Here is a 16,970-nt window from a genome sequence, read left to right as displayed (position 1 = left end):
ATGAAAACTCGTTTTCTTAAAGTAGCCGCTGCTGCGTTGACCGCCGTCGCGCTCAGCCCCGCTGCCATGGCCCAAGATGTGACACTCAAAGTGCATCATTTCTTGCCTGCTTCGTCATTTGCACAAACCTTGTTCATTCAACCTTGGTGCGACAAGATCGCCAAAGAGTCGAACAACAAGATGAAGTGCCAAATTTATCCATCCATGCAACTCGGTGGTTCGCCCCCTCAGTTGTTTGAACAAGCACGTGATGGCGTGGCCGACGTGATTTGGACCTTGCCTGGCTACACCGCTGGTCGCTTCCCATCCATCGAAGTGTTTGAATTGCCCTTCATGATGCAAAGCCCAGAAGCCACTAGTAAAGCACTCTGGGACTATGTGGACCAATACGCCAAACCTGAATTCAAAGACGTCAAGCCTCTGGCTTTCCACGTCCACGCTGATGGCGTGTTTCACATGACCAACAAGCCCATCCGCACAGCGGCTGACTTGAAAGGCATGAAACTGCGCGCTCCCACACGCATGACGACCAAGTTCCTTGGCTTGTTGGGTGCTACTCCTGTGCCTATGCCAGTTCCTCAAGTGGGTGACGCACTCTCCAAAGGCGTCATTGATGGTGCGGCGCTGCCTTACGAAGTGATGCCTGCCATGAAGATTCAAGAGCTGGTGAAATTCCACTCGGAAACTGACCCTGCTGAACCTGCGTTCTACACGTCAACGTTCATCTTTGCGATGAACCAAGCCAAGTACGACTCTTTGTCGCCTGAGCTGAAAAAAGTGATTGACCGCAACAGCGGCCAATCGTTGTCGGGCATTGCTGGCAAAGCGTTCTTGCAAGCTGACATCGAAGGCAAGAAGCTCACCACCAAGAACACCACCAACGTGATTCCAAAAGCTGAATTGGAAAATTGGAAAAAGTTGGGTCAACCCCTCGCCGATGCTTGGGTGGCTGACATGAACGCCAAAGGCCAAAACGGCAAACAAATGCTCGAAGGTGCGAAGGCATTGATTGCCAAGCACGCTGCAGGCAAGTAAAGCGTTTCTCGCATGAAAAAAGGGCCGCAATTGCGGCCCTTTTTTCGTCTGTTCGGTTGGTGTTCAGTGACGGCTGTACACCAAGCCCGAAGCCACGCCGCCAAACAAATCGCCTTCTACCAATGGCACGCCCGCAAACTCAGTTTGCAGCGCTTGTTGAAATGTACGCAGCGCCGATGAGCCCCCCGTGAGGTAAATGGCATCAGGTTTTCCGTGTGTGAGTCCTGCGCGTTGCACGCACGCACGTGCGCACGCGACCGTGTTGGCCAGCAGCTGCGCCAAGTGTGCGTGTAGGTCGGATGTGCGCAGGGCGGAGGCCAAGCCTGTTTCGACATATGACAAGTCAATGCGTGTGTCGTGGTCGGTTTGTGAGCAACGAATTTTGGCTTGCTCCACATCGTGGGCCATGTGGTGACCGTAGCGCTCGGTCAGCACGCGCATCAGTCGGTCATGCAAGCGCACATCGCTGTAATTGACTTGCAAGGCTTTGGCTTGCGCCATGGCCTTGGGTTGGTATTGCCAGTTGATCAAGTGCCAGGTGGACAAATCAAAAAACACGCGGTTGGGCACTTCTCGGTTTTGCGGGCCCATGTGGCCGTAGCCCAGCAAGGGCATGAGTTGGCCGAGGCTGAGTTTTTGGTCAAAGTCTGTGCCGCCAATGTGAATGCCCGTCGTTGCCAACACATCGTCAGCACGGTTGGCTTGGTGCATGCGCTCAGGCCCTAGGCGCACCACGGTGAAGTCAGACGTGCCACCCCCAATGTCAGCCACCAGCACGGTGGTTTCGCGTGTGAGGCGTTGTTCGTAATCCAACGCAGCAGCGATGGGTTCGAGTTGAAACGAGACGTCGGTAAAGCCAACGCTTTCAGCCGCGTGGCGTAGTGAGGCTTCGGCTTGTGCATCACGTGTCGCATCGTCATCCACAAAATGCACGGGGCGGCCCATCACCACGCGTGTGGGGGCCACGCCTAAGTGACGGGTGGCACGTTCACGCAAAGTGGCCAGATACGTGGTGATGATGTCTTGGAAGCTCACCAGCTGGTTGTTGATGAGCGTGGTCTCCATCAGCAGCGGGCTGCCCAGCAGGCTTTTGAGCGAGCGCATCAAGCGTCCCTCGGTGCCTTCTAGGTAGTGCGTGATGGCTTCGCGGCCAAAGTGGGTGCTGTTTTCTTCGGCGTTGTAAAACACGGCCGTCGGCATGGCCAGCGCATCTCCCTCCAAGGGGATGGGTTGGGCTTTTCCTTGTGGCTCAGCCCAAGCGATGGCCGAGTTGGATGTGCCGAAGTCAATGCCTAAAGTGCCGAGCTTGCCTTGCTGCGCTTGCGTGATCACTGTCATGTATGAAGTTAACCCAGCAGCCCCACGTAGACGTTTTGGACATCGTCGTTGTCGTCGATGGCAGAAAGGAAGGCTTCGACTTCTTCTAAAGCTGCGGCGCTCAGGTTCGCTGGGTCAACGGGGTTTTTGGGTTTGTAGCCCAGCTTGGCTGACAACACATTGAAGCCGTGCGCGGGCAGGGCGCGGCTCACGAGGTCGAGGTCAGCGGGGTCGGTGATGAACACCGAGGTGCCTTCGTCGCCCGCTTCAAAGTCTTGCGCACCGGCTTCGATGGCGGCCATTTCGGCATCGGCATCGGGGGCGGTGGGTTCAGCTTCAATCAGACCAATGTGGTCAAAGTCCCATGACACTGAGCCTGATGTGCCGAGCTGGCCTTTGCGAAACAACACACGCATTTCGGGCGCGGTGCGGTTGACGTTGTCGGTCAAACACTCGACCATCACCGCCACTTGGTGTGGCGCGTAGCCTTCGTAAATCACGCGTTCAAACTGCACAGATTCACCTGTCAAGCCAGCCCCTTTTTTGATCGCGCGATCCAGCGTGTCTTTTGGCATAGACACTTTGCGGGCCTGCTCCATCACCATGCGCAGGCGTGCGTTGGCTGCGGGGTCTGCACCGTTGCGTGCCGCGACCATGATGTCCTTGGCCAGTTTGCTAAAAACGCGGCCCTTGGCGTTGGCGGCTAAGTCTTTGCCTTTGGCTTTCCATTGAGCGCCCATGTGTGTGTTCCTTTATGTTGTGTATTGATGTGTTTAGGTGTCGGTACTCGCGCTCCAGCGCTCGTTCCATGCGTGTTCGATTTGGCGACGGTCGCGCTTGGTGGGGCGGCCGTGCTCAATGCTGTGTGCAGGCTCTGCCGCCATGCGGTTTTGTTCAGCAAGCTTTGCGCGCAAAGCCATGCTCTCAGCTGTTTCTTCGTACAACAGTTGCGCCACGGGCGCAGAGCCACGTGCAGCGCTGATGCCTTTGACTTGAACAGTTTTGGTGATGTTGCCTTGGCGCACGGTGAGGGTGTCTCCCACTTTCACTTCGCGAGCAGGCTTGACGTCTTGGCCATTGATTTGCACGCGGTGTTTGGTCACTTCATCACACGCGAGGCTGCGTGTTTTGTAGAAGCGTGCGGCCCACAGCCACTTGTCGATGCGCAGGCTGTCCATCAGTGGTTGAACACGTCCAGCACGCGCGTCAGGTCGTGGCCGGTGTAGCTGGGGTGGGGGCCGATGGCTTCAAAGGGCAGCTGTTGGCGGTTCACCCACAGCGTGGTGAAGCCAAACCAAGTGGCACCCAAGGCGTCCCAGCCGTTGCTGGACACAAACAAAATATCTTGCTTCTCAGCGGGAATGGTTTGATGTACCAAGCCGTAGGCCTCGGGCGAAGTTTTGAACAGGCGAATGGGGTCCACCGAGATGACGTGGTCAATCAAATCTGTCATGCCTGCACTCGATACCGCCGTGCTGAGCATCTCAGGGCTGCCGTTCGACAAAATAGCCGTGGTGATGCCACGCTCTTTCAGGCTTTGCAACACACCCAAGTTCTCAGCAAAAGGCGTGAGCTTGGCGTATTGGCCCATCAACGCGTCCACATGTTCCGGCTTGGCATCGAGCTTGAAGCGTTCGAGTGTGTAGAGCAAGGCGCTGCGCGTGATGTTCCAAAACGATTGGTAGTAGCGGCTGCCTTCCGCGCGGTGCGGGTCAGACATCGTGATGAGCCGCGTGTAGTCAATCTGCTTGTCGCGCCACAGCACCGAGATGGCCGCACCTTGGCCGGGGTACAGCTGCTCGGCCAAAGCGCCAATCGAATACACATCGAACAGCGTGCCATAGGCATCGAATACCACCGCTTGGATAGACATGTTCAGTCCTCGTTGGGCAGCAAGCAGCAGGTGTCGCCGCTGGCGGGGCGCTCAATCTTGATGCAGTGGATGTTGGGCAACGTCGCTTTGAGGTCGTTGTAGATGAAGGCGCACAGGTTCTCGAGCGTGGCGGGGCCAATGCCTGGTACTTCGTCAAGGAAATGGTGGTCGAGCTTTTCGCGCACTTTCTCGACTTCTTGGCGCAGAAATGCGAGGTCCATCATCATGCCGGACTCAGGGTCAGGCTTGCCTGCAATGGTCACTTCGGCGTGGTAGGTGTGGCCGTGGATGCGCAGGCTGCCTTCCGAATCAATTTTGCGGCGCAAGGTATGGGCAGCTTCAAAATAGAAGCGCTGGCTAAGTTCATATTTCATCGGATGCCAATCAACTTATGGGTTTGCACGCTCAAACGCCAGCGCGGGTGCGCTTGGCAATAGGCCACGGCCGCAGCGGTGTTGGCTGCTGCGTTGGGCCCATCCATGGGCTGTAAATAAAAATTTTCAAAATTCAAAGATTCATACAGCGCGGGCTCGGCACCCACTTGTGGAAACACCAGCTTGAGTTCTTGGCCTGCTTCCACCACACGCTGGCTACCAGCCTTGGGGCTCATGCACAGCCAGTCAATGCCTTTGGGCGGTTGCACCGTGCCGTTGGTTTCCACCGCAATGGTGAAGTGAAGGGCGTGCAGGGCATCGACCAAGGCCTCGTCCACTTGCAGCAAGGGCTCGCCACCCGTCAGCACCACAAAGCGGTGCGCCGTGTCAGTGGCTGGCCAAAAGCTGGCAATGGCGGCGGCCAAGGCTTGGGCGCTGTCAAACTTGCCGCCGTGTGTGCCATCGGTGCCCACAAAGTCGGTATCGCAGAACTGGCAAATGGCCGAGCTGCGGTCAACTTCCCTGCCACTCCACAGGTTGCAGCCGGCAAAACGGCAAAACACGGCAGGTTGCCCGGCATTGGCGCCTTCACCTTGCAAGGTGTAGAACATTTCTTTCACGCTGTACGTCATGCCGCTATTTTCGCAGCAAGTGACGTGTCCCCCTAAAACGGCGATTGAAGGTGCGACACTTACCGTTTTGGTTGGCTAAATAGGGACTTAGGCGATGGACGTCTTGACGACGCAAACCCTCTCAGGGGTGCAAACAAGCATTGAAATTGCAGGCACGGTGGCCTTCGCCCTGTCTGGGGTGATGGAAGCTGCCCGCAAAAAGCTAGATGCCGTGGGCGTGTGTGCTGTGGCCAGTGTGGCGGCTTTTGGCGGCGGCACGCTGCGCGATGTGCTGCTGGACCGTCGCCCTTTGTTTTGGATTGAGCAGTCTTGGTATTTGTGGTCTGTGCTGGGTTTGTGCATTGCGGCCATGGTGTTGATGCGCGCCAAGCATTTCAAACCTACCGAGAAATCCATGCAATGGCCCGATGCTTTGGGGCTGGGCCTGTTTGCGGCCAGCGGTACGCAAATCGCGTTGGGTCTGCAAATGCCTGCGCTCATCGCTGTGCTGATGGGGGTCATCACTGCCACTTTTGGCGGCGTGTTGCGCGACATCGTGTGCAACGAAATCCCGACGGCCTTTCACGACCATCACCCCTACGCTGTGTGTGCGTTTGCCGGTGGTTGGGTGGTGGTGGTCTTGCATTACTTGGGCTTTTACCCCAATGCCGTGGTCGCCATTGGCGCGGCTACCGTCACGCTGTTGCGCTTAGCTGCCTTGCAGTTTGAATGGCGTTTGCCAACTTGGAAGATTGAAGACTGAGCGAGCGCGTTCTCCACAAAAAAACCCGCACTTGGCGGGTTTTTTAAGTTAAGGACGATTACACCGCGCCATGTGCTTCTACATACAAGGCATAAACCGAGTGGCTGCTTGTCATATACAAGCGGTTGCGCTTGGGGCCACCAAAGGTCAAATTGGCGCATCGCTCTGGCAGCTTGATGAACCCAATGGCTTTGCCTTGTGGGTTGAAAATCATCACACCATCTAAATCTTGCGATTTGGCTTTCAATTCGTAAACTTTGCGCACACCGTTGTCCGTAGGCTCAGCTTGTAATGCGCCATTGCTACCCCAGCCGCACCACAGGTTGCCATCGCGATCGATTCTGAAGCCATCCAATGCCCCTTGATCAGCTGCGTCAATTACTTTTGTTTTGTTGGATACGCTGCCATCAGCGTTGATATCAAAGCTCCAAATGCTACGGTTGGGCGTTCCTTTCCATTCGACCACATAGAGTTTTTTCTCGTCGGGAGAGAACGCTAACCCGTTCGGGTTGACGATGTCGGTGATCATTGCCGTCAACTTGCCGTCAGTACCAATGCGATACACATTGGTACTTGCTTGCTCGGACTTCGCACGGGAGCCCTCCCATTCGCCGTTGATACCAAAGAGTGGATCCGTGAACCAGATGGTGTCATCCGACTTCACCACAATGTCGTTGGGCGCGTTCAAGCGTTTGCCTTCAAAGCTGTCAGCCAAAACGGTAATTTTTCCATTCAGCTCAGTGCGTGTGACGCGACGTGTGATTGAGTGCTCGCATGTCAGCAAACGACCTTGTCGATCAAATGTGTTTCCATTGGCGTAGTTCGCTTTTTCACGAAAAACGGTGGTCTTTCCTGTTGCCTCATCAAACTTCATGATTCGGTTATTAGGAATGTCGCTAAACAACAGATAGCCGCCTTTGGCGTAATACGCCGGACCTTCAGCCCAGCGAAATCCCGTCGCAACTTGTTCAACAGAGCTGCTGTAGATGCGATATTTCGCAAAGCTCGGGTCTAGGATTTGAATGGCCGGATCTGGGTAGCGTTGGTTTGGCGTGAAGCCAAACGATTGCGCACCTGCCGCAGCGCTCATCACAGCTAGGCTGCTTCCCGCAGCCGTCTTGAGAAATTGACGACGTTCAATGTTCTTCATCTGTTGCATGGACTTGTCTCCTTGTTGTTCTCTGTTTGCGGCAACCGGCCGTACGGTATTACTTGCTGGCCACTTCGTGTGCGGCCATCAACTCCAGCGACTTCACCAAGGCCGAGTGGTCCAGTTGGCCCCAACCATTCGAGGCACACGCTTGCATGAGCTGTGCGGCCGATGCGGTTTGTGGCAGTGACACGCCAATGGCTTTGGCACCGTTGAGGGCCAAGGCCAAATCCTTTTGATGCAAGGCAATGCGAAAGCCAGGGTCAAACGTGCGTTTGATCATGCGTTCGCCATGCACTTCCAAAATGCGGCTGGATGCAAAGCCACCCATCAACGCGGCACGCACCTTGGCGGGGTCAGCACCGGCTTTGCTGGCAAACAGCAAGGCTTCGCCAACGGCGGCAATGTTCAAGGCCACGATGATTTGGTTGGCCACTTTGGTGGTTTGCCCGTCGCCATTGCCACCCACCAGCGTGATGTTTTTGCCCATCAATTCAAACAAAGGCTTGACGGTGTTGAACGTGGTTTCTGAGCCGCCCACCATGATGGTGAGGCTGGCGGCCTTCGCACCCACTTCGCCACCTGACACGGGTGCATCGAGGTATTCGCAGCCGAGGGCATTGATTTTTTGCGCAAAGGTTTTGGTGTCCATGGGCGAGATGGAGCTCATGTCCACCACGATCTTGCCTTGGCTCAAACCTTCGGCCACACCGTCTTTGCCAAACAGCACAGCGTCCACATCGGGTGTGTCGGGCAGCATCAAAAAGATGATGTCTGCATGGCGTGCCACGTCGGCGTTGGTGGCGCACACTTGTGCGGCACTGAGTGCCTCGGGCACTTTGCTGCGGGTGCGTACAAACATTTCGTGCCCAGCGGTGAGCAGGTGCTGCGCCATCGGTGTGCCCATGATGCCTAGGCCAATAAATCCAATTTTCATTTTTCTCTTTCTATGAGTTGTTTTAAGCTGCAGAAATTAAGCAACCGGCTTTGAAGAAACTGGTCAAGTTGTCAAACACGCGATCCGCCATGGCTTGTCGTGTTTGTTGTGTTGCGCTGGCGATGTGAGGAAGCATCACAATGTTTTCAAGATGCATCAATCTTTCCGGCACATGGGGTTCATTGGCAAAAACGTCGAGGCCGGCACCTGCAATTGTTTTTTTCTCGAGCGCCTCCATCAGCGCGATTTCGTCGACCACCGAGCCTCGCGCAACGTTGATGAGAAATCCTTGTGGACCCAGTGCCGACAGCACGTCGGCGTTGATCAAATGTTTTGTTTCTGCACCACCTGCTGTGATGACGATCAAAAAGTCGGACCACTTGGCCAATTCAAGGAGTGACGGTACATGCGCCCAAGTGACATCGGTCACAGGGTTGCGGGCGTGGTAACGAATTTCCATGTCAAACCCGGTGGCACGTTTGGCAATGGTTCGGCCAATGCGGCCCATCCCCACAATGCCCAGCTTGGCACCGCTGACTTTGAAGCCTAAGGGAAATGTGGTGTGGGTCCATTTTTGATCGCGAACAAAACGATCGGCCGCACTCAGGCCTCTGCCAATGTCCAGCATCAAACCAAAGGCGGTGTCGGCCACGCAGTCGTTGAGCACATCGGGGGTGTATCCCACCGCGATGCCACGCGCCTTGGCATACGCCACATCAATTTTGTCTAAGCCGACGCCAAAATTAGAAATCACACGCACGTGTGGCAGGCGATCAATCAAGTCATTGGACACGCCACTGGCCGCTGAGCTGACGAGGCCTGTGATGCTGGCCGCGTGGTCTGCCAAGAGTGCTTGCGCTGCCTCTGGGTTGGCAGGCCAGGTCAAAAGTTCGTAGGACTGCGCCAGTCTGGATTCCAGGGGACCAGGGAGTCGACCTACGTTGAGAAGTTTGGTTTTCATGTGTTGTGCCTGAAGATCAGTCGGCGGTGATGCCACGTTCTTTGATCACGGCGCTGTAGCGCTTGCGATCGTTGTCGATGAGTTTGCTGAAGTCAGCTGGTGTCGTGGCTTTGGGGATGCCGCCTAGATCAATCAAGCGATTCTTCACCTCGGGCGTCTCAATGATTTCTCGAACATCTACAGAAATTTTTTCCAGAATGGCTGCGGGGGTTCCCGCAGGTGCAACCAAGCCAATCCAGCTGATCGAGTTGAAACCCGGAATGCTGCCTTCGGCCAAGCTCGGCACATCCGGTAAGGCGCTCACACGCTGCTCGCTGGTGACGGCTAGGGCGCGGAGTTTGCCCGCTTTGATGTGGCCACTGGCTTCTAAAACAGTCATGAAAGAGAGTTGAACGTTGCCAGCCAACAAGTCGGTGATGGCCGGTCCGCCACCTCGGTAGGGCACGTGAACAATGAAAGTGCCAGTGGCATCTTTGAACATTTCTGCGGCCAAGTGCGGGCCGCCACCTGCGCCAGAACTGCTGTAGTTCAATTTGCCGGGTTGATTTTTTGCGAGTGCAATAAATTCTTTGGCTGATTTCGCCGGGACCGAAGGGTTGACCATCATCGCCAACGGCAATTCAGCCACCAATGAAATCGGCGCAAATGCTTTGTCTGGGTCGTAAGGCAGTTTTTTGTACAGCGCCGGGTTAATGGCTTGTGTGCCCAAGTTCCCCATGAGAAGGGTGTAGCCATCCGGTTTTGCTTTGGCAACAAAATCTGCGCCCACTTGTCCTGCCGCACCACCTTTGTTGTCGATGACGACAGACTGGCCCCATTTCAGACTTAACTTTTGTCCCACGATGCGGGCACCTGTGTCGGTGCCACCGCCAGGTGGGAAGGGAACCACGATGGTGACGGGTTTGTCGGGCCAAGCAAAAGCTGGCGCCGCACACAACACCGTCAAAGCCAGCGCAACCAAGGAACGTGAATAGGACATCATGATTTGATCTTTGTGATGTGGCCTAAGCCTCAGTAGCCGCCGCTTGCTTGGGGTGGTTGTGTGGTGCGCATTTTTGAAATGACTTGTTGCGCACCTGCAGCCATCAAGCGTGCATCCGAACTGACGGTGACGAATTGAAAACCTTTGGCGATGCGCTTGAGCGCAGACTCTGGCGTGCCGTTGTGAATGCCCGCCACCACGCCGTGCGCTTTGGCTCGCGCCAAGATGTGGTCCACCGCTTCGGCGGCTTTGGGGTCGAGGTCGTCAAAGGTGGGGTTGCAGCCCAAGGCCAAGGACAGGTCGGAGGGGCCGATGTAAATCGCATCCAACCCTTCCACCGACAAAATGTCGTCCAAGTTGTCGAGCGCGGCTGCGGTTTCAATCATGGCGAAGGTGACGATGGTGTCGTTGGCGTGCTTGGGGTAGTCAGCACCACCGTAGAGCAAGGCGCGCACAGGGCCAAAGCTGCGGGTGCCTTGGGGCGCGTAGTGGGTGTAGGCCACCAATTTTTGAGCGTCTTCTTTGGTGTTGACCATGGGGCAAATCACACCGTAGGCGCCTGCGTCTAAGGTCTTCATCAAGATGCCGGGCTCCAACCAAGGCACGCGCACCACAGGCACGGTGGCGGTGGTGGAGATGGCTTGCAACATGGTGACCATGGCTGGGTAGTCGACCACGCCGTGTTGCAAATCGATGGTCAGGGAATCCCAGCCTTGGTGGGCCATGGTTTCAGCGGAAAAGCTGTTGGGGATGGCGAGCCAGCCATTGACGACGGCTCCGCCTGCTTGCCAAATTTCTCGGATTTTGTTGGGGCGCATAAATGTCAGGGGTGAAGTTTTTATCGAACCATGCATGGGCGCTTGTGGTCAAACGTCCAGCCGGGGATGAGGTATTGCATGGCCATGGCGTCGTCGCGCGCGCCCAATCCGTGTTGCAAATAGAGCTGATGGGCTTTTTCAACTTCTGCCATGTCCAGCTCAACGCCTAAGCCAGGCTTTTTGGGCACTTCCACATGGCCGTTGATGATTTGCAAAGGCTCTTTGGTCAGGCCTTGGCCGTCTTGCCAAATCCAGTGGGTGTCGATGGCGGTGACTTTGCCGGGCGCTGCTGCTGCCACGTGGGTGAACATGGCGAGCGACACGTCGAAATGGTTGTTGGAGTGAGAGCCCCAAGTCAGACCCCAATCCCGGCAGGTTTGGGCCACGCGCACTGAGCCTGCCATGGTCCAGAAATGCGGGTCAGCCAAGGGAATGTCCACGCTTTGCAGCGAGAGCGAGTGCACCATTTGTCGCCAGTCGGTGGCCACCATGTTGGTGGCGGTGGGCAAGCCAGTTTCGCGGCGGAACTCGGCCATCACTTCGCGGCCACTGAAGCCTTCTTCTGCACCGCAGGGGTCTTCGGCATAAGCCACCACGCCGCGCATGTCGCGCATCAAACGCACGGCGTCTTTCAGCAGCCAGCCGCCGTTGGGGTCGAGCGTGACGCGTGCTTGTGGGAAGCGTTGGTGCAAGGCGGTGACGGCTTCAATCTCAGCCTCGCCCGCGAGCACGCCGCCTTTGAGTTTGAAGTCGTTGAAGCCATATTTTTCTCGTGCGGCTTCGGCCAAACGGACCACCGATTCGGGGGTCATGGCCTTTTCGTTGCGCAAGCGGAACCACGCGTTGTCAGCCTCGTGTTCGGTGCGATACGGCAGGTCGGTTTGGGTGCGGTCGCCGATGAAAAACAAATAGCCCAACATCTCCACCGAGCTGCGTTGTTGACCTTCGCCCAAGAGCGCGGCCACAGGCACGTTCAGGTGTTGGCCAAGCAAATCGAGCATGGCAGATTCAACAGCCGTCACGGCATGGATGGTGGTGCGCAAATCGAACGTTTGCAGGCCACGCCCGCCTGCATCGCGGTCTGCGAAGCGAGTGCGTAGGGTGTTCAGCACCGCTTGCACATTGCCAATGCTTTGGCCTACCACCAACTCGGTGGCGTCTTCCAATGTGGCGCGAATTTTTTCGCCGCCTGGCACTTCGCCAATGCCCGTACGTCCGGCGTTGTCGGTGAGGATGAGCAGGTTGCGTGTGAAGAAGGCACCGTGTGCGCCTGAGAGGTTCATCAACATGCTGTCATGTCCCGCAACGGGGATGACACGCAACTGTGTGATGACGGGAGAGGTGTGAGGCATGGCGTGAGGTCTAAGAGTGACCGACTTAGTCGGCTTTGATGTTGCGGGTTTCGATGAGCTTTTTCCAGCGTGCGAATTCAGCCGCTTGGTACGCGGTGAATTGCTCAGGCGTATTCGCCACGATTTCGAAGCCTAAATCCAGTAACTTGGTTTTGATTTGCGGGTCGTTCAAGCCAGCCACGATGGCGGCGTGCAGTTTGGCCTTGATGTCCGCAGGCAAACCTTTGGGGGCTGCAATGGCTTGCCATGAATACACATTGGCTTCTTTGATGCCCAGCTCTTCAAGCGATGGCACATTGGGTAACAGGGGCGAACGCTTGGCGCTGGTGATGGAGAGTGGGCGCAACTTGCCTGCCAAGATTTGCGGCATGGCGGTGTTGATGTTCATGAACGACGAGTCCACTTGGCTCCCTAGCAAATCGGTCATCACAGGGCCACCGCCTTTGTAGGGCACGTGGATGCCTGTGGTGCCGGTTTGCAGCCAAAACAACTCAGCGGTGAGGTGGTCGCTGCTGCCGTTGCCAGACGAGGCGAACGTCATTTTGTTGGGATTGGCTTTGAGAAAGGCAATCACATCGGCCATGGATTTGTGCGGCGAGTTGGCGGGCACCACCAACACATTGGGCGCTTGCACGGCAATGCTGATGTAGTCGAAGTCTTTCAACGCGTCATAGGGCACTTTGGCTAACAGATGCGGTGCAATCACATAAGGACCAAGGGACGACACCAACAGCGTGTGGCCATCAGCAGGGGCGCGTGCCACAAAGCCTGCGCCAATCGTGCCGGTGGCACCGGCTTTGTTGTCGGTGATGAAACTGCCGCCCAGTTTTTCTTGCAGCTTGGGTGCCAAGGTGCGCGCAATCAAATCGGTGGCGCCACCGGGTGGAAAGGGCACCACCAAGGTGACGGGTTTGTCAGGCCAAGCGTGTGCCGCGCCCATGAACAAGGCACTGGTCAGCATGGCTAAGAGCAGATGGCGTTTTTTCATTCTGTGTCTCCTCATTGGTATTTGTGTCACGTTTGGTGCTTAGGCTGCACCGCGTGTGTTGGTGTAAATGGCATACAGCGAATGGCTGCTGGCCATGAACAGTCGGTTGTGCTTGTCGCCGCCAAAGCACAGGTTGGCGCAGCGCTCGGGAAGATGGATGTGGCCAATGGCTGTGCCGTCGGGTGCGAAGACGCGCACGCCATCCAGTTCTTCGGGTTTTGCGTGTGCCGAGCCGTCGCTGCCCCAGCCGCACCAAATGTTGCCGTCGATGTCGACCGCGATGCCATCCAGCGCACCTGGACCCTGGGCATCAATGGCCAAACGCTTGTTGGACAAACTGCCTTGTGCATTCACGTCATACGCCCACACTTTGCGATGTGGCTTGGCACGGCTTTCCACCAAATACAACACCGACTCGTCGGGTGAGAAGGCCAAGCCATTGGGGCCTTGCACATCCGTCAACACCTGTTGCAATTGACCATCGCTGGGGTGGATGCGGTACAGCGCATGCGGCAACTCGGCTATCGCTGCGTCGCCTTCCCAGTCACCTGAAATGCCAAAGGGCGGGTCTGTGAACCACACCGCACCATTGCGTTGGCACACGATGTCGTTGGGCGAGTTCAAAGGTTTGCCGTCGAACGCATCGGCCAGCACGGTAATGGCCCCGTTGTATTCGGTGCGTGTGATGCGGCGTGTTTGGTGTTCGCAGGTGAGCAAGCGTCCTTGCGCATCACGTGCCAAACCATTGGCGTTGTGCGAGGGCTTGCGAAACTCGCTCACGTGGCCCGAGGCATCGTCCCACCGCAAGATGCGGTTGTTGGGAATGTCGGATACCAACAGACAGCGACCATCGCCAAACCACACGGGGCCTTCAGCCCAACGCATGCCCGTGGCCAGTTGCTCGACGCTGGCACTGAACAAGCGGAGTTTTAAAAAGCGCTCATCCAACACTTCAACGCGTGGGTCTGGATAGCGTGCGTTGACTTGAAAGGCAATGGCAGGTCCCAAAGCCGTGGCAGGTCTGTCAGTCATGGTGTTATTTCAAAATCAAATTGGGCAACCACATGGAGAACGCAGGCACATAGGTGACCAACATCAACGCAGCAATCAGACCGCCGTAGAACGGCCAAATGGTTTTCATCACCGTGCCCACCGACACTTCACCAATCGTGCAACCCACAAATTGGGTCGTACCCACGGGGGGGGTGTTCAAGCCCAAAGCGCAGTTGATGAGCATGACGATGCCGAATTGCTCGGTGCTCATGCCCATTTGTTGACAGATGGGCAAGAAGATGGGCGTGCAAATCAAAATCGTGGCCGCCATGTCGAGGAAGGTGCCCAGCACAAACAAGATGACGTTCACGCACAAGAAGATGACCCAAGGCGTGGCACTGATGCTCGACAGCATTTGTCCTGTCAATTCGGCTACGCCGTACAAGCCAATCAAGTAGCCAAACATGGAGCTGATACCAATCAGCAGCAGTACCGCGCCGGTACTTTTGACCGCTTTGGCTGCGGCTTTCAAAAACTGTTCACGGGTGAGCTTTTTGTACACCATCGTGGCCAAGAACAACGCCCAAATCACCGCCACAGAGGCTGACTCAGTCGCCGTGAACGCGCCCGACAAAATGCCCACGATGATGATGACCACCACCAACAGGCCTGGCAACGACTGCGCAAACGAATGTCCCACCACGGCCCAACCTGGGAAGGTGCCAGCAGGGTAGCCGCGCTTCACGGCCACGGCATAAGCCGCCACTAAGTTACAAATGGTTAACACAATGGCTGGCACGATGCCCGCCAAAATCAAGGCTGCAATGCTCACCTTACCGCTGGCAGCCAGCGTGAAGATGATGAGGTTGTGGCTGGTGGGCATCAAGGCGCCCACCAAGGACGCATGCGTGGTCACGTTGACCGCGTAGTCGGCGTCGTAGCCCTCTTTTTTCATTTGCGGAATCAGTACTGCGCCCATGGCTGATACGTCAGCGACAGGTGAGCCTGACACGCCACCAAACAAGGTGCAGGCGAGCACGTTGCTCATGCCCAAACCACCGCGTACATGACCTGCCAGCGATTTGGCGAAATCCACAATCTTGTCGGCGATGCCGCCGTACATCATGATTTCACCGGCAAAGATGAAGAAGGGAATCGCGAGGAACGAGAACGGGTTCATGCCCGAAATCATTTGTTGAAAACCCACCGCTAACGGTAGACCTTCAAACAACAAGGTTGCCAAAGACGACAAACCAATCGAGAACGCCACGGGCACGCCCAGCAGCAACAGCAGCGTGAAGCTCACGCACAAAATGGTCAATGCCATGATGGCTCCACCTCTTCACCGCGAATCAAAGCAATGATGTGTTCAATAGAAAACAAGGCAATCAACACGCCGGCCATGGCAGGCGGGACGTATTTGAAAGCCTCGGACAAGCCGAGGGTTGGGATTTTGTAATCCCACACGCTTTGTGCCAGCACGGCACAGTTGTAGGCCATCACCACGCCAAAGCCTAAAACGAGGACGTGGATGAGCAGCTCCATCTTCAGGCGCACGGCATCGGGCACGAGCACCAACAAAGATTCCAAGCCAATGTGGCCCGCATCGCGCACACCCACGGCCATGCCCAGCATGGTCACGTAGAGCACGAGCAACACGGCACCACTCTCGGCCCAAGTGGGCGTGTCGTTGAGCACATAGCGGCCAATGACTTGGTAGAGCACCGCGGCAATCAGCAGCACGAGACCGCCGACGCCGACCTTCAAACAAAGCCGCGCAAGGGCGGCACAAAAGCGTGTGTACATGGAGGGCTTTTATTTAACAGCGTTGATGCGTTTGACCATGTCTTGCAGCTTGGGGTCTTTCAAGAACTTGTCATACACAGGCTTCATCGCGGCTTGGAAGGGGGCTTTGTCCACGTCCACAATTTCAGCGCCGCCAGCTTTGACGATGGCCAATGATTTGGCTTCACGCTCGTCCCACAGCTTGCGCATGTAAGTTACAGACTCTTTGGCGGCGGCACGAATTTGTTTTTGCTCGTCAGCAGACAGCGTGTCCCACACCTTCTTAGAGAAGAGCAAGATTTCTGGCGCCATCGAGTGCTCGGTCTTGTTGTAGTACTTGGCGACTTCAAAGTGACGTGAGCTCTCATACGAGGGATAGTTGTTTTCCGCGGCATCGACCAAGCCGGTTTTCAGCGCGGTGTACACCTCGCCATAAGGCATCGGTGTGGCGTTGGCGCCCATGGCTTCGAGCAGGGACACCCACAAATCGCTTTGTTGCACGCGCACCTTCAAGCCTTTGGCATCGGCCAAAGTTTTGATGGGCTTTTTCACGGTGTAAATCGAGCGTGCGCCAGAGTCGTAAAACGCCAAGCCGATAAAGCCTTGGGCTTCGCAGTCTTTCAAGATTTCTTCACCAATCGCACCGTCCAGCACTTTACGCATGTGGTCGGTCGAGCGGAACAAGAAGGGCATGGTGGGCACCATGGTGGCGGCACAAATGTTGTTCATGGGCGCCACGTTCACGCGTGCCATGGCGATGGCGCCGAGCTTGGTTTGTTCAATCGTGTCTTTTTCGTTGCCGAGAGCAGACTTCGAGAACACCTTGATGCTGTGTTTGCCATTGCTGGATTTGTTCAGTATCTCGCCCATATGGCGCACGGCTTGCACGGTGGGGTAGTCGTCTGGGTGAATGTCAGATGAGCGGAATTCGGTGGCGTGTGCACCAAAAGCAAACAGCGAGGCGGCCGCCGTGGCTACCAAGGTCTTGAGCAAATTCGAACGTGCGTTCATGGGTGTCTCCTGTTGTGGTT

The 16,970-nt window shown here is 56.2% G+C and carries 19 protein-coding genes; 2 read left to right on the top strand and 17 right to left on the bottom strand.

Annotated features, from left to right (window positions below):
* The gene (locus B9Z44_RS02230; protein WP_108360025.1) at window positions 1-1,035 is read left to right on the top strand and encodes a TRAP transporter substrate-binding protein; all 1,035 of its coding nucleotides are present in this window, start codon (window positions 1-3) and stop codon (window positions 1,033-1,035) included.
* Window positions 1,036-1,098: 63 nt separating this feature from the next.
* Here the strand turns inward: B9Z44_RS02230 and B9Z44_RS02225 are convergent, their stop codons facing one another.
* The 6 genes from B9Z44_RS02225 to queE are packed head-to-tail and all read right to left on the bottom strand — an operon-like array spanning window position 1,099 to window position 5,231.
* Window positions 1,099-2,373 (bottom strand): Hsp70 family protein, encoded by a 1,275-nt coding sequence (locus B9Z44_RS02225; protein ID WP_108401590.1) that lies wholly within the window; start codon window positions 2,371-2,373, stop codon window positions 1,099-1,101.
* 8 nt (window positions 2,374-2,381) lie between these two features.
* The gene (locus tag B9Z44_RS02220) at window positions 2,382-3,092 is read right to left on the bottom strand and encodes a YebC/PmpR family DNA-binding transcriptional regulator (protein WP_108360023.1); all 711 of its coding nucleotides are present in this window, start codon (window positions 3,090-3,092) and stop codon (window positions 2,382-2,384) included.
* A 33-nt stretch (window positions 3,093-3,125) separates the two neighbouring features.
* Window positions 3,126-3,530 carry an RNA-binding S4 domain-containing protein gene (locus B9Z44_RS02215; RefSeq protein ID WP_108360022.1) on the bottom strand — a complete coding sequence of 135 codons (405 nt, stop codon included), beginning with the start codon at window positions 3,528-3,530 and terminating at the stop codon, window positions 3,126-3,128.
* A complete protein-coding gene (locus tag B9Z44_RS02210; RefSeq protein ID WP_108360021.1) occupies window positions 3,530-4,225 on the bottom strand; it encodes a haloacid dehalogenase type II in 696 nt (231 codons plus the stop codon). Before B9Z44_RS02210 ends, B9Z44_RS02215 begins: the two co-directional genes overlap by 1 nt.
* A gap of 2 nt (window positions 4,226-4,227) precedes the next feature.
* Entirely contained in the window at window positions 4,228-4,599 is a 372-nt protein-coding gene (locus B9Z44_RS02205; RefSeq protein ID WP_108401589.1) for a 6-pyruvoyl trahydropterin synthase family protein, read from the bottom strand.
* Window positions 4,596-5,231 (bottom strand): 7-carboxy-7-deazaguanine synthase, encoded by a 636-nt coding sequence (gene queE, locus B9Z44_RS02200; protein WP_108360019.1) that lies wholly within the window; start codon window positions 5,229-5,231, stop codon window positions 4,596-4,598. The genes B9Z44_RS02205 and queE overlap by 4 nt, the downstream gene beginning before the upstream one ends.
* 94 nt (window positions 5,232-5,325) lie before the next feature.
* On the opposite strand from queE, the gene B9Z44_RS02195 reads away from it, so the two are divergent.
* Window positions 5,326-5,973, top strand: a complete 648-nt coding sequence (locus B9Z44_RS02195; protein ID WP_108401588.1) for a trimeric intracellular cation channel family protein — start codon at window positions 5,326-5,328, stop codon at window positions 5,971-5,973.
* Window positions 5,974-6,031: 58 nt separating this feature from the next.
* On the opposite strand, the gene B9Z44_RS02190 is transcribed toward B9Z44_RS02195, so the two are convergent.
* From B9Z44_RS02190 to B9Z44_RS02140, 11 genes are read right to left on the bottom strand one after another with little or no spacing between them, the layout of a single operon-like run.
* Entirely contained in the window at window positions 6,032-7,123 is a 1,092-nt protein-coding gene (locus B9Z44_RS02190; RefSeq protein WP_370444604.1) for an SMP-30/gluconolactonase/LRE family protein, read from the bottom strand.
* Window positions 7,124-7,181: 58 nt separating this feature from the next.
* Window positions 7,182-8,060: a 2-hydroxy-3-oxopropionate reductase gene (locus tag B9Z44_RS02185; protein ID WP_108401587.1), complete on the bottom strand. Its 879-nt coding sequence runs from the start codon at window positions 8,058-8,060 to the stop codon at window positions 7,182-7,184.
* A gap of 22 nt (window positions 8,061-8,082) precedes the next feature.
* A complete protein-coding gene (locus tag B9Z44_RS02180; RefSeq protein ID WP_108401586.1) occupies window positions 8,083-9,021 on the bottom strand; it encodes a 2-hydroxyacid dehydrogenase in 939 nt (312 codons plus the stop codon).
* Window positions 9,022-9,037: 16 nt separating this feature from the next.
* Entirely contained in the window at window positions 9,038-10,000 is a 963-nt protein-coding gene (locus B9Z44_RS02175) for a Bug family tripartite tricarboxylate transporter substrate binding protein (protein ID WP_108402770.1), read from the bottom strand.
* 32 nt (window positions 10,001-10,032) lie between these two features.
* Entirely contained in the window at window positions 10,033-10,821 is a 789-nt protein-coding gene (locus tag B9Z44_RS02170; protein WP_108401585.1) for an HpcH/HpaI aldolase family protein, read from the bottom strand.
* A 20-nt stretch (window positions 10,822-10,841) separates the two neighbouring features.
* Entirely contained in the window at window positions 10,842-12,173 is a 1,332-nt protein-coding gene (gene gudD, locus B9Z44_RS02165; protein WP_108401584.1) for a glucarate dehydratase, read from the bottom strand.
* A gap of 25 nt (window positions 12,174-12,198) precedes the next feature.
* Complete coding sequence (locus B9Z44_RS02160; protein WP_108401583.1) at window positions 12,199-13,161, bottom strand: Bug family tripartite tricarboxylate transporter substrate binding protein; 963 nt, start codon at window positions 13,159-13,161, stop codon at window positions 12,199-12,201.
* Between the two features lie 39 nt (window positions 13,162-13,200).
* The gene (locus tag B9Z44_RS02155; RefSeq protein ID WP_108401582.1) at window positions 13,201-14,193 is read right to left on the bottom strand and encodes an SMP-30/gluconolactonase/LRE family protein; all 993 of its coding nucleotides are present in this window, start codon (window positions 14,191-14,193) and stop codon (window positions 13,201-13,203) included.
* A gap of 4 nt (window positions 14,194-14,197) precedes the next feature.
* Window positions 14,198-15,481, bottom strand: coding sequence for a TRAP transporter large permease (locus B9Z44_RS02150; RefSeq protein ID WP_108360010.1), 1,284 nt, complete (start codon window positions 15,479-15,481; stop codon window positions 14,198-14,200).
* Window positions 15,472-15,960 carry a TRAP transporter small permease gene (locus B9Z44_RS02145; protein ID WP_108360009.1) on the bottom strand — a complete coding sequence of 163 codons (489 nt, stop codon included), beginning with the start codon at window positions 15,958-15,960 and terminating at the stop codon, window positions 15,472-15,474. Before B9Z44_RS02145 ends, B9Z44_RS02150 begins: the two co-directional genes overlap by 10 nt.
* Window positions 15,961-15,969: 9 nt before the next feature.
* Window positions 15,970-16,950 (bottom strand): TRAP transporter substrate-binding protein, encoded by a 981-nt coding sequence (locus tag B9Z44_RS02140; protein WP_108360008.1) that lies wholly within the window; start codon window positions 16,948-16,950, stop codon window positions 15,970-15,972.
* Window positions 16,951-16,970: the final 20 nt, after the last annotated feature.

Source organism: Limnohabitans curvus, from assembly GCF_003063475.1.
GTDB lineage: Bacteria > Pseudomonadota > Gammaproteobacteria > Burkholderiales > Burkholderiaceae_C > Limnohabitans > Limnohabitans curvus.
The sequence above is the reverse complement of the archived record's forward strand: the minus strand, read 5'-3'. Positions and strand labels throughout refer to the sequence as shown.

Excerpts from the sequence above, each read along its gene's own strand:
- B9Z44_RS02230 (WP_108360025.1), top strand. The coding sequence starts at position 1 with ATGAAAACTCGTTTTCTTAAAGTAGCCGCTGCTGCGTTGACCGCCGTC.
- B9Z44_RS02225 (WP_108401590.1), bottom strand. The coding sequence starts at position 2,373 with ATGACAGTGATCACGCAAGCGCAGCAAGGCAAGCTCGGCACTTTAGGC.
- B9Z44_RS02220 (WP_108360023.1), bottom strand. The coding sequence starts at position 3,092 with ATGGGCGCTCAATGGAAAGCCAAAGGCAAAGACTTAGCCGCCAACGCC.
- B9Z44_RS02215 (WP_108360022.1), bottom strand. The coding sequence starts at position 3,530 with ATGGACAGCCTGCGCATCGACAAGTGGCTGTGGGCCGCACGCTTCTAC.
- B9Z44_RS02210 (WP_108360021.1), bottom strand. The coding sequence starts at position 4,225 with ATGTCTATCCAAGCGGTGGTATTCGATGCCTATGGCACGCTGTTCGAT.
- B9Z44_RS02205 (WP_108401589.1), bottom strand. The coding sequence starts at position 4,599 with ATGAAATATGAACTTAGCCAGCGCTTCTATTTTGAAGCTGCCCATACC.
- queE (WP_108360019.1), bottom strand. The coding sequence starts at position 5,231 with ATGACGTACAGCGTGAAAGAAATGTTCTACACCTTGCAAGGTGAAGGC.
- B9Z44_RS02195 (WP_108401588.1), top strand. The coding sequence starts at position 5,326 with ATGGACGTCTTGACGACGCAAACCCTCTCAGGGGTGCAAACAAGCATT.
- B9Z44_RS02190 (WP_370444604.1), bottom strand. The coding sequence starts at position 7,123 with ATGAAGAACATTGAACGTCGTCAATTTCTCAAGACGGCTGCGGGAAGC.
- B9Z44_RS02185 (WP_108401587.1), bottom strand. The coding sequence starts at position 8,060 with ATGAAAATTGGATTTATTGGCCTAGGCATCATGGGCACACCGATGGCG.
- B9Z44_RS02180 (WP_108401586.1), bottom strand. The coding sequence starts at position 9,021 with ATGAAAACCAAACTTCTCAACGTAGGTCGACTCCCTGGTCCCCTGGAA.
- B9Z44_RS02175 (WP_108402770.1), bottom strand. The coding sequence starts at position 10,000 with ATGTCCTATTCACGTTCCTTGGTTGCGCTGGCTTTGACGGTGTTGTGT.
- B9Z44_RS02170 (WP_108401585.1), bottom strand. The coding sequence starts at position 10,821 with ATGCGCCCCAACAAAATCCGAGAAATTTGGCAAGCAGGCGGAGCCGTC.
- gudD (WP_108401584.1), bottom strand. The coding sequence starts at position 12,173 with ATGCCTCACACCTCTCCCGTCATCACACAGTTGCGTGTCATCCCCGTT.
- B9Z44_RS02160 (WP_108401583.1), bottom strand. The coding sequence starts at position 13,161 with ATGAAAAAACGCCATCTGCTCTTAGCCATGCTGACCAGTGCCTTGTTC.
- B9Z44_RS02155 (WP_108401582.1), bottom strand. The coding sequence starts at position 14,193 with ATGACTGACAGACCTGCCACGGCTTTGGGACCTGCCATTGCCTTTCAA.
- B9Z44_RS02150 (WP_108360010.1), bottom strand. The coding sequence starts at position 15,481 with ATGGCATTGACCATTTTGTGCGTGAGCTTCACGCTGCTGTTGCTGCTG.
- B9Z44_RS02145 (WP_108360009.1), bottom strand. The coding sequence starts at position 15,960 with ATGTACACACGCTTTTGTGCCGCCCTTGCGCGGCTTTGTTTGAAGGTC.
- B9Z44_RS02140 (WP_108360008.1), bottom strand. The coding sequence starts at position 16,950 with ATGAACGCACGTTCGAATTTGCTCAAGACCTTGGTAGCCACGGCGGCC.